Raw genomic sequence first — 13,040 nt, 5'->3', positions numbered from 1 at the left:
GGGGGAGACAAGGGAGACAATTTTTGAGTTGGCTCAACCGGAAGCTTTTGCGGTCGTGAATGAGATTTTAAGTGCTTCCCAGGTCGTACAGGGAAACGTGCCTTTGATGCCTTTGATGCCAGCAGCATCTGCCTCAGAGTCACAAAATTTGCGGAATTTGATTGTGGTCGATGAGTTGCTTGGATGCGATTTCTTGCACCGCAAAGCACCTGCGATCGCTCTCCCTACTTTACACGGCTATACAACACAGCTTTGCGATCGCCATACCCCTGTTGTTTTTGAGACTGATGACGATTGCCCAACTTTACTCCAGCTGTTCATTCGCGGTAATCCTTTTCGCGGCAGTGCTGGAATCGCCCAAGTAGGACAGGTGTGGGTTAAGAAATTATTAGCTTCAGGTAATCTTCAAGCACTGGTAGTTTACGGTAGTCCGTATGTCCTCCAGCAGTTGCTGCCTATGCTACCGTCTATTCCTTATGCTTTCTCTTACGGGCAAATGCCAACAGCTCAGGCAGTTTCCTTGTCCGCGTTATTTGCTAGGTCGATTTAGTTCTCTATCTTAAGATAGATTTTTTTGACTCTTCTATCTCACCTGAGTTAGATATGACAAAACCTTAACCCATTCCTAAACCAAAAAATATAGGATTAAAAGGGCTATGCACCAGCTCTTGAAAAAGTTCAAGCATAGACAGGTGGCGAACGTTTTGTCAAGAATTGTTGACTGTCTCAATATTTGTTAATATATAGTTGAATGATATAACGTCAAAATAGGGATAATTTCAGTATAGTCAACTACAAAATTTTCAACTTCAATTAATTTTTACCCATCTGCCATCTTGAGAGAACAACACATCCGATACCCCGATCGAAACTTAGGTTAAAACTATGAGTGTAAATACGGTGCCACCAATCCGATATTCTTTGGACGTAATCCAAGATGAAGCCCGTCAGTTGGTACAAAAAGGATTGGTTAGCCGCCAGCAGCCAATCTATACTCTGTGTCAGTACATTCCAGCACGGGAATGGGTTTGCATAGAGTGCGAATTAGAGCAATGTGATTTCTTGCTACGCGATCGCATCGGCGATCTGATTGGTAGAGAACAATGGGATAACGATTAAAAGGGCTATGGAATTAGAAACTAAGGGCTAGTGCGTCGTTGCACTAGCCCTTAGCGTTTTTAGCAAAAGAATCGTCAACTGAACAGCTCTTGAGAAGAGTGGCTAATAGTCACGAATAATTAACTATTAGCCATTAGCAATCGCGCTCAAATCTTCATCCATTGTCTATAAACCCCACATTCTCGCTCGGAGAACGAGGATTTTTCTTGCTTTTTTCGGTTTGACTCTGTAATATCTATGACCAGACAGATTAAATACGGTAGTTCTACCAAAGATTCGTAGATTATTAGGAGACAATGACATGAGGTGGTGGCAGCAGACCTGGAAGCAATGGCAGCGGGCGGTTGAGCAGCTTGGTAGACTCAGGTGGAATTCGGTCAAAAGCTTGGCATCGCTATTTTTAGTTGGGGTGAGTTTGAGCGTGGCGATCGCCGCTTGTAGTGGGAATGGTAGTAATTCTGCTCAAAACCCTGCTGCCAATCCTGTAGCTGCAAACAAGCAGGATGTGGAACTGACTCTCGTTTCCTTTGCTGTCACCAAAGCTGCTCACGATGCGATTATTCCCAAGTTTGTCGAGCAGTGGAAGCAAGAACATAACCAAAACGTGACCTTCAGCACTAGCTACGGTGGTTCTGGCTCCCAAACTCGTGCCGTGATTGATGGTTTGGAAGCAGATATCGTTCACTTAGCTCTTGCCCTCGACACGAGCAGGATCGAAAAAGCAGGACTGATCGAGCCAGGATGGGAAAAAGAAGTCCCCGATAATGCCATTGTCTCTAAATCTGTTGCCGCATTAGTCACTCGTCCAGATAACCCCAAAGGTATTAAGACTTGGGCAGATTTAGCCAAAGATGGAGTCAGCCTGATTACAGCCGATCCGAAGACTTCCGGGATTGCCCGCTGGAATTTTCTGACGCTGTGGAATTCTGCCATCAAAACTGGAGCAAGCGAAGAACAGGCACTCGACTTTGTGAGCAAAGTGTATGGCAACGTGCCAATTTTAACTAAAGATGCGCGAGAAGCAACCGATGTCTTTTTCAAGCAAGGGCAGGGAGATGCGCTAATTAACTACGAAAACGAAATTCTTCTAGCACAGCAAAGAGGCGGCGAGAACGTTGCTTACATAATTCCCGATGTCAATATCTCCATCGACAATCCCATCGCTGTAGTGGATCGCAACGTAGATAAACACGGCACTCGCGAGGTTGCCGAAGCTTTTGTGAAATACTTATTTACCCCCGAAGCGCAGCAAGAGTTTGCCAAAGTCGGATTTCGACCTGTAGACGAGACAGTAGCTCAAACCAAGGAAAATACTGACAAATATCCCAAAGTGCAAAATCTCGGATCGGTGAAGGACTTTGGGGGATGGAACGCAGTCCAAGCTAAATTCTTTGAAGATGGAGCAGTTTTCGACCAAATTCAAGCCAAAATTAATCGTTAATTGTTGCGTGGTGCGTGGAAGAAATTTTACATACATTCTTCTGACTCCTTTTCAGGCGGGTTTGACGGAGAACATATCCGTCTAGCGACAGCTAACGCGAATAAACCCGCCCCTACGACTCCTGATTCTTGATTTTTAACTTTTAACTTTTGACTTTTAACTTTTCAGATGGCTGTATCTCCTGCACCTCGATTTGGTTTTCGCAATTCAGTAGCTCAAAAGTTGCGGCAATGGTTGTTTCATATGCCTTGGACGTGGCGCATTACGCTGGGATATCTCACAGTAATGTTATTCCTCCCCATTGCGGCAATGTTCCTCAAAGCAAGTACAGAAGGTCCTGTTAACTTTTGGCGCATTGCTACTAGTCCCGTGGCGCTGGCAACATACAACGTCACATTTGTGACATCAATCTTGGCGGCTTTGATGAATGGACTTTTTGGCACTCTGATTGCCTGGGTTTTAGTGCGCTACACATTTCCTTTTAAACGATTAATTGACGCTTCGATCGATTTGCCCTTTGCCTTACCAACTTCAGTTGCGGGGCTAACGCTGGCAACAGTCTATAGCAATAATGGCTGGATTGGCTCTTTGCTTGCCCCTTTGGGAATTAAAGTGTCCTTCACCCGTTTGGGCGTATGGGTAGCGATGATTTTTATTTCGTTGCCTTTTGTGGTACGGACAGTGCAACCTGTCATGCAAGAAATGGAAAGAGAAATTGAAGAAGCTGCTTGGTCTTTAGGGGCAGATCGGTGGCAAACTTTTGTGCGGGTGATTTTACCACCTCTATTTCCAGCAATTTTGACTGGTGTGGCTTTGGGTTTCTCCCGTGCTGTAGGAGAGTATGGCTCAACCGTAATTATTTCCTCCAACACGCCTTTTAAAGATTTAATTGCACCCGTACTGATTTTTCAACGCTTAGAGCAATATGATTACTCTGGTGCAACTGTCATCGGTACGGTGTTGCTGTTGATTTCACTAGTGTTGCTGCTGTTGATTAATCTTTTGCAGGCTTGGGGAAGACGGTATGACGACTAGGAAGGATATGAATTCTCGGATGAATAATAGCAAAGCTGCGCCTAGCGAACAAAAGAGTTGGATTCCAGCCATTTTGATTGTCGTAGCGATCGCCTATGTCAGTTTAGTGCTTTACATCCCTGCCTTAAACGTCTTCATCCAAGCTTTTAGCAGAGGAGTTGGTCCATTTTTTGCTAACCTGACTCGACCGGAGTTTCTCCATGCCGTCCAATTAACTGTAATGTTAGCCGCGATCGCCTTACCGCTGAATACAGTTTTTGGGCTATGTGCAGCTTGGGCGCTGACTCGTCACCGATTTCCAGGTCGTGCTTTTGTTTTAAGTTTGATCGACCTACCCTTTTCCATCTCGCCTGTAGTTGCAGGATTAATGCTTGTCCTCCTCTACGGACGACAAGGATGGTTTGGTGGATGGTTGCAAGATCGCGGGCTGAATATTATCTTTGCCTTTCCAGGTATGGTTTTGGCAACAGCGTTCGTGAGTATGCCGTTTGTTGCCCGTGAGGTGATTCCCGTATTGGAGGAATTAGGGTCAGATCAAGAAGAAGCGGCAAAAACTCTAGGCGCAAACGACTGGCAGATCTTTTGGCGCGTCACCTTGCCTAATATCCGATGGGGTTTACTCTACGGCTTAATTTTGACTAATGCTAGAGCTATGGGTGAATTTGGGGCGGTTTCGGTGGTTTCGGGAAATATTTCGGGAAAAACCCAAAGTTTACCGCTATTTGTTGAAGATGCTTACAAACAGTATGAAACTGAAGCTGCCTACTCTGCTGCTGTACTGTTAGCACTGTTGGCTGTAGTGACGTTGGTATTGAAGGAAATTTTGGAACGGAAAACTCGAATTAAAGATGTAGAATAGGGCGGAATTGGTAATGGGTAATGGGTAATGGGTAATTGGTAGTTGACGACGGTTGACGGTTTACAGTCAAAGAGTGGTGCGCAATCGAATTTTGAATTTTGAATTTTGAATTTAAAGTTATGAACTGGTGGCAAAGACTTAAAAAGAATCCCCTCGCCCGCTTTGGGGCGATTCTGCTACTCATTTTTTACATTGCAGTTTTCGCTGCTGATTTTGTCGCACCCTACGACCCTTATGAGTCTCAAGCTAATGGTTCCCTGCTGCCACCCACACAAATTTATTGGCAGAATACACAAGGGCAATTTGTTGGACCTCACGTTTACCCTACGACTCAAGGTAAGACAGATTTAAATACAGGCGATCGCCAACTGATTGTAGACCGGACTAAGCCTGCTTGGTTCCGCTTGTTTGTTGCAGGCGATCGCTACCAACTATTTCGTCTCAGCTTACCACTGGGCAATAATTTTGAAGAAGTAGAAGTATTTAGTGGCATTCCCGTCAACCTGCATTTATTTGGTACGACTGGGGCTAAATTTAACTTGTTGGGAACTGACGAACAGGGACGCGATCAATTTAGCCGTTTGCTACATGGGGGGCGCGTTAGCCTCAGTGTCGGTTTAATCGGAGTCGCTATCTCTTTTCCCCTGGGAATGATTGTCGGTGGTATTTCTGGCTATTTTGGTGGCTGGATTGATAGCATCATCATGCGTCTTGTAGAAGTATTAATGACGATTCCTGGTCTTTATCTATTGGTTGCTTTGGCAGCAGTTTTACCACCAGGACTAAGTAGCGCTCAGCGATTTATGCTGATTGTTTTAATTACTTCTTTTATCAGTTGGTCTGGACTGGCGCGAGTAATTCGCGGACAAGTTCTATCGATTAAAGAGCGAGAATTCGTTCAAGCAGCTAAAGCTATGGGTGGCGATCCTTTCTACATCATCATCCGTCACGTTCTGCCTCAAACAGCAACGTATATCATCATCTCAGCAACTCTATCCGTACCTGGATTTATTGCGGCAGAATCGGTATTAAGTCTAATCGGATTGGGCATTCAGCAACCCGATCCATCTTGGGGCAATTTGCTCTCTTTAGCAACAAATGCCTCAATTTTAGTGTTACAACCTTGGTTGGTTTGGCCTCCCGCGATATTAATTATTGTTACAGTGCTGGCATTTAATTTATTAGGAGATGGCTTGCGCGATGCCCTCGATCCTCGTAGTGTCAGACGGTAGAAGGTTCAAAATTCAAAATTCAAGATTCAAAATTGCCCCACACCCTCTCTTCACTGATAACTGATAACTGATAACTGATAACTGTAGAGGTGGATTAAGCTGGATTATTCCTTAATATTCTTTCCAGCTTTTCTTGCTTATGCTTAGTAGTCTGTTGTTGGGTGCAAATAGTGTCATTGCGGTTTGCTACTTCGCAATATCCTTTCTGATCTTTCAGGGACTCCGACGCGGACAAAAGCATTTACTCAAGAACCCACTCGTTCTAGCAACTGTTATTATCTTTTTCACCTGTGCTGTGGGTCACTCCGTCCATGTTGTAGGTGGAATTGTTGACGAACAATATTCGCAACTGACAATGCAGGTGCAAGTTGTTGTGGACTTGCTGACTGCTAGTATTGCTGTCATTTACTTTGCACTGCGCCGACAGTACTCTTTACTCGTTGATGGTCCGTTGCTGCTAGCTCAGACTCAAAGCCAATTGGCGAAAGCGATCGCCGAGCTAGCACACGCAAAAGGTAACTTAGAAAATGCGGTTGTAGAACGCACCACCGAATTATTACACGCCAATCAACAACTGGATGAATTGTTGGGACGCGAACAAAAGGCTCGTCAAGAAGTCACCGAACTACTAGAAAGCATTTCCGATGCGTTTTTTGCCTTGGACGGCGACTGGCGATTTACCTACATTAATTCCCAAGCCGAAAACTTGTTGCAGCGATCGCCAGATGAATTACTCAATCGTCAGATTTGGTTTGAATTTCCCGCAATTGTAGGAACTGTTTTCGAGCGCGAATATCGCCGAGCTGCAACAGAACAAGTCACCGTTCAATTTGAAGAATTCTTTGCGCCACTTGACAAATGGTTAGGGGTTCGAGTTTATCCGGCGGCGAACGGATTATCAGTTTATTTGCAGGACATTACAGAGCGCAAGCAGGAACAGGCACTTTTACAAGAACTCAATCAAAATCTAGAACAGCGGGTAACCGAGCGCACGTCACAATTAGCAGCTGCGAATAAAGAACTAGAAGCCTTTTCCTATTCTGTCTCCCACGATCTTCGCGCCCCACTACGCAGTATCGACGGTTTCAGTCTAGCTTTACTAGAACGTTGTACTCACTTGGACGAAAAAGGGAAGCATTATCTGCAACGTATTCGTGCTGCTAGTCAAAGAATGGGAGAACTGATTGAAGAATTGCTTCACCTATCGCGGGTGACGCGCAGCGAAATGCGGTTACAAAATCTAGATTTGAGCGCAATGGTACGCAATATTGCTTCAGAATTACAACAGGCACAACCAGAACGAGTTGTAGAATTTGCGATCGCTCCTAACATCACCGCACCAGCAGATCCACAACTCATTCGAGTTTTATTTGAGAATTTACTCAATAACGCTTGGAAATTTACCTCGCGCACAAAATCTGCTCGAATTGAATTTGGCAAACTTCCATTAAAACAGCTCAAATTCTTTACAGAACGCTCTTTATCTCCTTTTAATTCCTCTAATGTTTATTTTATTAGTGATAATGGTGCTGGCTTCGATATGGCATATTCTGCTAGATTGTTCGTTGCCTTTCAACGCCTCCATTCAGAAGATGAATTTCCTGGGAATGGCATTGGATTGGCGACAGTCAAGCGGATTATCCTGCGTCACGGAGGGCAAATTTGGGCAGAAAGTATCATAGGTCGAGGGACAACATTTTTCTTTACATTACGGTAATGGTAATGGGTAATGGGTAATTGATAATTGGTAGTTGACGGTTAACCGTTGTCGTACTGACAACTTCCAACGAACAGGAAGATATGATTAACAGCTATGAATTAGGTTGCAATAGCTACGTGCGCAAACCTGTAAACTTTACGGATTTTTTGGTGGCTTCTCGGCAGCTTGGGTTATACTGGCTCCACTTAAATGAATTCCCGCTATGTAACTCATACCGTGAGTAAACCTCTACGTATCTTACTAGTTGAAGACTCAGAAGATGATGCTGAGTTATTGGTGTGTCATTTAGAACGCCATAACTACGATGTAGAGTGGCTGAGGGTAGAAACTCCAGAGGCAATGTCGAGCGCCCTAGATCGCCAACAGTGGGATATCATTCTAGCCGATTACTCGTTACCAAAATTTAATGCTACTGCTGCTTTGCACGTATTGCAATCTAAAGCTTTAGACATTCCATTTATCATTGTCTCTGGCAACATTGGTGAAGAAACTGCTGTCGCAGCCATGAAAGCCGGAGCGCACGACTACATTATGAAGGGGAATTTGGCGCGTCTAGTCCCCGCGATCGAACGAGAGATTGAAGAGGCTGCTTCTAGGCGAGAACGCCAACGCATTCAGTTAGAACTTAAAGAAAGTGAAGCTCGCTGGCACTTAGCACTAGATGGTGCTAATGACGGACTTTGGGACTGGGATATTAAAAATCATACAGCTTTTCTTTCAGCCCGTTGGAAAGCAATGCTGGGTTATGCAGAAAATGAAATTGACAATCGCTTTGAAGAATGGGCGAACCGCGTGCATCCAGACGATGTGGCATCGGTGATGCGATCGCTACAAGAGCATCTTGCCCGACAAACTGAATTTTACCGCACAGAACATCGCCTTCGCTGTAAAGATGGCACTTACAAATGGATTTTGTCTCGCGGCAAAGTCTCGTGGGATGAAACTGGCGCTGCAATCCGCATGGTTGGTTCCCATACAGATATTACTTCCACGAAGCAGATGGAAGATACCCTAAGACAACAAGCCGAAAGTTTAACAGCAGCAAATCGGATCAAAGATGAGTTTTTAGCTGTTGTGTCTCACGAACTACGCGCACCGCTCAATGCCATTCTTGGTTGGTCGCAAATACTTCGCACGCGAAAATTTACAACGACTACCAAATGGGAAATATTAGATGCGATCGAACGCAATGCGAAATGGCAACAACATTTAATTGAAGACTTATTAGATGTCTCCCGCATTGTTCAAGGTACGCTCGAACTTCAGTTTGCTCCAGTCTATCTACCGTCGATTATTGCTGCAACAGTTAAGGCAGTACAACCGATGGCTGATGCAAAAAGAATTCAACTTAAGTTTACAGTCGATCCTGATTGGGAAGACGCAGAAATAGAAAGACAAATTTTGCTTTTGGCTGACTCTAACCGATTGCAACAAGTCTTTTGGAATTTGCTAAGTAATGCAATTAAGTTTTCTGCCGAAGGTCAACAAGCAGACATTTGCCTATCATTAGTTGCTGACGATTCTAACAGCCAATCTCAAATTTACAGCTACGCTCAAATTCAAATTATCGATCGCGGTCAAGGTATTAGCGCCGAGTTTCTGCCGCATGTATTCGATCGCTTTCGGCAAGAAAATAGCTCTAGCGCCAGATCGCATGGCGGGTTGGGATTGGGACTGGCGATCGTCCGTCACATCGTCGAAATGCACGGTGGGACAGTTGGTGTTGCTAGCGACGGAGTTGGACAGGGAGCAACTTTCACAGTTCAGCTACCACTACCAAAACAAAAATTGAGTCAAAATCGGCAGCCTTCTCCTGCCGATCTCTGGTTGGAGACATCAGAACCATATCCCTTAGTGGGGAGAAAAGTTTTAGCGGTTGATGACGAACCCGATACTTTGGAATTATTGGCAGTAGCTCTCACGGAGTACGGTGCTGAGATTGTTGTTGCTGGCTCAGTACCGGAAGCGATCGCTGCCTTTACCCAGTTCAAGCCAGATATTATGGTTTGCGATCTGGGGATGCCAGGAGAAGATGGTTATGCTTTGATTCACCAAATTAGAATGCTGGAGATAGGACTAGGTACTCATACCCCAGCGATCGCCTTGACTGGATTTGCCAGAGAATCAGACCGCGATCGCGCGATCGCTGCTGGTTTTCAAATCCATCTCTCTAAACCCGTCAATCCCTATCAATTAATGTCGATAATTCTGAAACTGACTAAAGATAGTTATTTAGCTGGAAAGATATAAGGGAGCAGGGAGCAGGGAGTAGGGAGCAGGGAGTAGGGAGTAAAGAATAAGAGAGAATTCTGAACCCAGTGCTTTTTGACTTTTAGCTTTTGACTTTTGACTTTTCAATTAGCTTTTGACTTTTGACTTTTCAGTCTACCGGATGCTGTCCGTAAAAAGGTAATGCTGCTGACCAGTGGGGGCGTTTGCCTTGTTGCCATTCGAGTTCGGCTAATTCTAAAATTTGAGAGACAGAAGCTCCTAAATTCCCCTCAGCAGAAACTAGTTGACAAGGGGCTGAAAAATCAGCCAAAGTTTGCTGCCATGCTTCGGGAGACATAACTGTATCTGCTAATAGGGGAGTTAAGGCTTGCGAATCTGAAGTCGATTGATAAATTGCCGTAAATAATTGTCCTCGCTGGGCTGGCATCTTTACGGCGACAGGTTTTTCGCCTCGATGTCCCCAGGCGACTGCGGCTAAAGTTGAGATGGCAAATAGGGGAATATCGAGTTGTTGCGCTAGCGTCCGCGCCGTTACCACGCCGATCCGCGTCCCTGTAAAGCCTCCTGGTCCCTTAGCTACAGCAATAAATGCCAAGTCAGACCAAGTTTGAGGTTGCAAAAATTCAGCTAAATTTTGGTGCAAAAAACTTGACAGATCGCGCCCCAAATGTACAACGCGATCGCGTCTATTTTCCTGAAAATTACTTATTGCCAGTCCTAACTCTGGTGTTGTCGTGTGTAGGGCAAGGGCGTAGTTGGTAATTGGTAATTGGTAACTGGTAATTGGTAGTTGGTGGTTCATGATTAATTTTTTGTTTCCATCAACTGTTGACTCTCTGCTATTACCTATTACCTATTACCCATTACCATCTTCATGTCGGTACGAGTTCGCCAGGACGTAGTTTTGACCATTTACCCATTTCGGCTTTGAAACTGAGGCAACCTACTACGTCCCATTCCATTTCAATGTAGTCTTCTTTAGGACGGATGTTGACGTTAATGCTTGGTTCGACTGGTTCAAAAGTTGGGTTTTCGGTCAAGTGGGGTTGCTGGTGTTGGTGTTCTACTGCATGATAGGTCATGCAGCGATCCACGTAATGGCAATTGACGCAGATGCACATAGAACCTTCTCCATTGGCTTTTCTGTTAATTTAGCTTATACAAATTGGATGTGAGTCAACTGCTGGGTTGATTTTTGTTGCGATGTCTCCCCCTTTATTATCTCAATTATTTACCAATCTGCCCTTTGACTGGGAATGGTTGCCTCAACCATCGTACCTAGTAGGTGGTGCAGTCCGCGATCGCCTACTCGGGAGAAAATCAGATTATTTAGATTTAGATTTTGTTTTACCAGAAAAAGCGGTTGAGACAGCTAGGGCGATCGCCAAACATTACAAAGCTGGTTTTGTCTTACTCGACGCGCAAAGGCAGATTGCTAGAGTTGTGTTTAAAAATGCTACCGTTGATTTTGCCTTACAAGAAGGTGCTACGCTCGAAACCGACTTGCAACGGCGAGATTTTACGATTAATGCGATCGCCTACAATCCTCACACTCAAGAACTCATCGATCCTTTACAAGGCTATACTGACTTACAGCAACGCTTGTTACGGATGATATCGCCTGCAAATTTGCAAGACGATCCGCTACGGTTACTAAGAGGTTATCGTCAAGCTGCTCAGTTAGATTTTGCTCTCGAACCAAATACGCGATCGACAATTCGTCAGCTTGCACCTTTAATTAGACGAGTAGCAGCCGAACGAGTACGAGTAGAATTAGGCTATCTCCTCAATAGCGATCGCGGTACGGCATGGTTGGAAGTTGCTGGGGAAGATGGGTTACTTGCACCTTGGTTTCCGAGTATGATGCGATCGCATATAGAGCGATTACTCAAGGTTAACTCTGCCGCTGCTAGCTTATCATCATTTCCCCAGTTAGTTCGAGAACTCAGTCAACCAGTACGAAATACAATCAAAACTTCCTGGTTGGGAATTGTCAAACTGACTTGTCTCGTTTCTACAAATTCAGCCACAGCAGAAATAGAGTTAGAGAAATTAGCTTACAGTCGCTCAGAAATCAAAGCTGTGACTACAGCCTTACAACTATTACCCCAACTCCAAGCAAAATCGCCCCTACAAATGACTTTAGCCGACCAATACTTTTTCTTTCGTGCTGCTGGTGTTGTTTTTCCGGCGATTGTCATTTTAGCTGTCGTACAAGGAATAAGTATAGACTCACTCTCTTCGCTCATTCACCGCTATCTCAACCCCAAAGATCCAGTTGCCCATCCTACCCCAATTTTGACGGGTAATGACTTAATGAAAGCCCTCCAACTCTCACCTAGTCCGCTGATTGGGGAAATGCTGTTACAGATTCAACTAGCGCAAATCGAAGGTAAAATCTCGACTGTAGAAGAAGCGATCGCATTTGCAGCAAAAAGACTAGACAGTTGACAGTTATCAGTGGCTAGTGGCTGGTGGCTGGTGGCTAGAATTGTCCGCCTTGTCTCCCTTGTCCCCCTGTTCCCCTGCTCCCTCTAACAAATCGGGACGACGCTCGCGGGTGCGTTGAATTTGCTGTTCGTAGCGCCACTGGGCGATCGCTTGATGATTCCCAGAAAGTAAGACTTCTGGAACTTTCCAGCCGCGAAATTCTGCTGGACGAGTATATTGAGGATAATCTAACAACCCTGCCTCAAAACTTTCGGCTTTAAGAGACTCTGTTTTTCCTACCGTTCCTGGTTGTAGCCGGATAACTCCATTCATCAATGCTAGAGCGGGAATTTCTCCTCCAGTTAATACGAAATCACCTAAAGAAATCTCTCGCGTGACTAAATGCAGTACGCGATCGTCTACCCCTTCATAATGCCCGCAGATAATGACTATTTGCTCGCAGTTACCTGCTAATTCTTTGAGCAACGATTGATTCAAAGGTTGACCTTGAGGAGTCATTAATATCGTTTCTCGACGCGGTAAAATTGGGAGTGATTCAACGGCAGCGAAAATCGGATCTGGTTTCATCAACATCCCTACACCACCACCGTAGGGTTCGTCATCAACCTTGCGGTGCTTGTCCGTGGTAAAGTCACGAGGATTAACCAGATTTACCTCAGCAATTTTTTTTGCCAAAGCTTTACACATCAATCCTGAGCTAAGAGGAGAGGTAAAGAAGTCGGGGAAGAGAGTAACTATATCAAAACGCACAAAAACTCAACCAGAAAAATGACTATATTAAACAGTTATCAGTGATTAGTGGCTGGTGGCTAGCTGCTCACAAATGACGAATGACGAATGACAAAAGTGTTGCTTATTGTTTAAATTATGTTTAAATATTGTCACGTCTGGCAAATTACTGAGCGGTCAGGGTAAAAAAAATTCAATTGGTACGGTCTCAACCTCGGATTG

At 44.7% G+C, this 13,040-nt stretch carries 11 protein-coding genes and 2 pseudogenes; 10 read left to right on the top strand and 3 right to left on the bottom strand.

Translation table 11 applies throughout. The features are described from left to right. The 9 genes and pseudogenes from C7Y66_RS10775 to C7Y66_RS10735 form a co-directional block, all read left to right on the top strand. Window positions 1-550, top strand: a pseudogene (locus tag C7Y66_RS10775) (beta-glucosidase); the annotation flags it as partial. Window positions 551-885: 335 nt separating this feature from the next. Next, a complete protein-coding gene (locus tag C7Y66_RS10770) occupies window positions 886-1,119 on the top strand; it encodes a DUF4327 family protein (protein WP_015155351.1) in 234 nt (77 codons plus the stop codon). Between the two features lie 301 nt (window positions 1,120-1,420). Then, window positions 1,421-2,560, top strand: coding sequence for a sulfate ABC transporter substrate-binding protein (locus C7Y66_RS10765; RefSeq protein ID WP_106545569.1), 1,140 nt, complete (start codon window positions 1,421-1,423; stop codon window positions 2,558-2,560). Window positions 2,561-2,728: 168 nt separating this feature from the next. Next, complete coding sequence (cysT, locus tag C7Y66_RS10760; protein ID WP_015155353.1) at window positions 2,729-3,595, top strand: sulfate ABC transporter permease subunit CysT; 867 nt, start codon at window positions 2,729-2,731, stop codon at window positions 3,593-3,595. 7 nt (window positions 3,596-3,602) lie between these two features. Then, entirely contained in the window at window positions 3,603-4,454 is an 852-nt protein-coding gene (cysW, locus tag C7Y66_RS10755) for a sulfate ABC transporter permease subunit CysW (protein WP_199197361.1), read from the top strand. Window positions 4,455-4,573: 119 nt separating this feature from the next. Then, entirely contained in the window at window positions 4,574-5,686 is a 1,113-nt protein-coding gene (locus tag C7Y66_RS10750; protein WP_015155355.1) for an ABC transporter permease, read from the top strand. A gap of 139 nt (window positions 5,687-5,825) precedes the next feature. Beyond that, window positions 5,826-7,403, top strand: a complete 1,578-nt coding sequence (locus tag C7Y66_RS10745; RefSeq protein ID WP_106545567.1) for an ATP-binding protein — start codon at window positions 5,826-5,828, stop codon at window positions 7,401-7,403. A 41-nt stretch (window positions 7,404-7,444) separates the two neighbouring features. Then, window positions 7,445-7,630: pseudogene (locus C7Y66_RS33365) on the top strand (hypothetical protein); the annotation flags it as partial. After that, the gene (locus C7Y66_RS10735; protein WP_106545566.1) at window positions 7,596-9,656 is read left to right on the top strand and encodes a response regulator; all 2,061 of its coding nucleotides are present in this window, start codon (window positions 7,596-7,598) and stop codon (window positions 9,654-9,656) included. The pseudogene C7Y66_RS33365 and the gene C7Y66_RS10735, both read left to right, overlap by 35 nt. Before the next feature lie 130 nt (window positions 9,657-9,786). Here C7Y66_RS10735 and tsaB read toward each other — a convergent pair whose 3' ends face one another. Both tsaB and C7Y66_RS10725 read right to left on the bottom strand, forming a co-directional pair. Beyond that, window positions 9,787-10,440, bottom strand: a complete 654-nt coding sequence (gene tsaB / locus C7Y66_RS10730) for a tRNA (adenosine(37)-N6)-threonylcarbamoyltransferase complex dimerization subunit type 1 TsaB (RefSeq protein WP_106545565.1) — start codon at window positions 10,438-10,440, stop codon at window positions 9,787-9,789. A 70-nt stretch (window positions 10,441-10,510) separates the two neighbouring features. Then, on the bottom strand, window positions 10,511-10,759 hold the full coding sequence (locus C7Y66_RS10725; RefSeq protein ID WP_015155359.1) for a Ycf34 family protein: 249 nt from the start codon (window positions 10,757-10,759) through the stop codon (window positions 10,511-10,513). 82 nt (window positions 10,760-10,841) lie between these two features. Here C7Y66_RS10725 and C7Y66_RS10720 point away from each other — a divergent pair, with 82 nt between their 5' ends. Continuing rightward, entirely contained in the window at window positions 10,842-12,089 is a 1,248-nt protein-coding gene (locus C7Y66_RS10720; protein WP_106545564.1) for a CCA tRNA nucleotidyltransferase, read from the top strand. 6 nt (window positions 12,090-12,095) lie between these two features. Here C7Y66_RS10720 and trmD read toward each other — a convergent pair whose 3' ends face one another. Beyond that, complete coding sequence (gene trmD / locus C7Y66_RS10715; RefSeq protein WP_106217341.1) at window positions 12,096-12,839, bottom strand: tRNA (guanosine(37)-N1)-methyltransferase TrmD; 744 nt, start codon at window positions 12,837-12,839, stop codon at window positions 12,096-12,098. Window positions 12,840-13,040 lie beyond the last annotated feature (201 nt).

This window comes from Chroococcidiopsis sp. CCALA 051, from assembly GCF_003015105.1.
GTDB lineage: Bacteria > Cyanobacteriota > Cyanobacteriia > Cyanobacteriales > Chroococcidiopsidaceae > Chroococcidiopsis > Chroococcidiopsis thermalis.
This window is presented reverse-complemented; position numbering and strand designations above follow the sequence as displayed.

Bases quoted from the DNA above. Each gene is read 5' to 3' on its own strand.
- C7Y66_RS10770 (WP_015155351.1), top strand. From the start codon at position 886: ATGAGTGTAAATACGGTGCCACCAATCCGATATTCTTTGGACGTAATC.
- C7Y66_RS10765 (WP_106545569.1), top strand. From the start codon at position 1,421: ATGAGGTGGTGGCAGCAGACCTGGAAGCAATGGCAGCGGGCGGTTGAG.
- cysT (WP_015155353.1), top strand. From the start codon at position 2,729: ATGGCTGTATCTCCTGCACCTCGATTTGGTTTTCGCAATTCAGTAGCT.
- cysW (WP_199197361.1), top strand. From the start codon at position 3,603: ATGAATTCTCGGATGAATAATAGCAAAGCTGCGCCTAGCGAACAAAAG.
- C7Y66_RS10750 (WP_015155355.1), top strand. From the start codon at position 4,574: ATGAACTGGTGGCAAAGACTTAAAAAGAATCCCCTCGCCCGCTTTGGG.
- C7Y66_RS10745 (WP_106545567.1), top strand. From the start codon at position 5,826: ATGCTTAGTAGTCTGTTGTTGGGTGCAAATAGTGTCATTGCGGTTTGC.
- C7Y66_RS10735 (WP_106545566.1), top strand. From the start codon at position 7,596: ATGAATTCCCGCTATGTAACTCATACCGTGAGTAAACCTCTACGTATC.
- tsaB (WP_106545565.1), bottom strand. From the start codon at position 10,440: ATGAACCACCAACTACCAATTACCAGTTACCAATTACCAATTACCAAC.
- C7Y66_RS10725 (WP_015155359.1), bottom strand. From the start codon at position 10,759: ATGTGCATCTGCGTCAATTGCCATTACGTGGATCGCTGCATGACCTAT.
- C7Y66_RS10720 (WP_106545564.1), top strand. From the start codon at position 10,842: ATGTCTCCCCCTTTATTATCTCAATTATTTACCAATCTGCCCTTTGAC.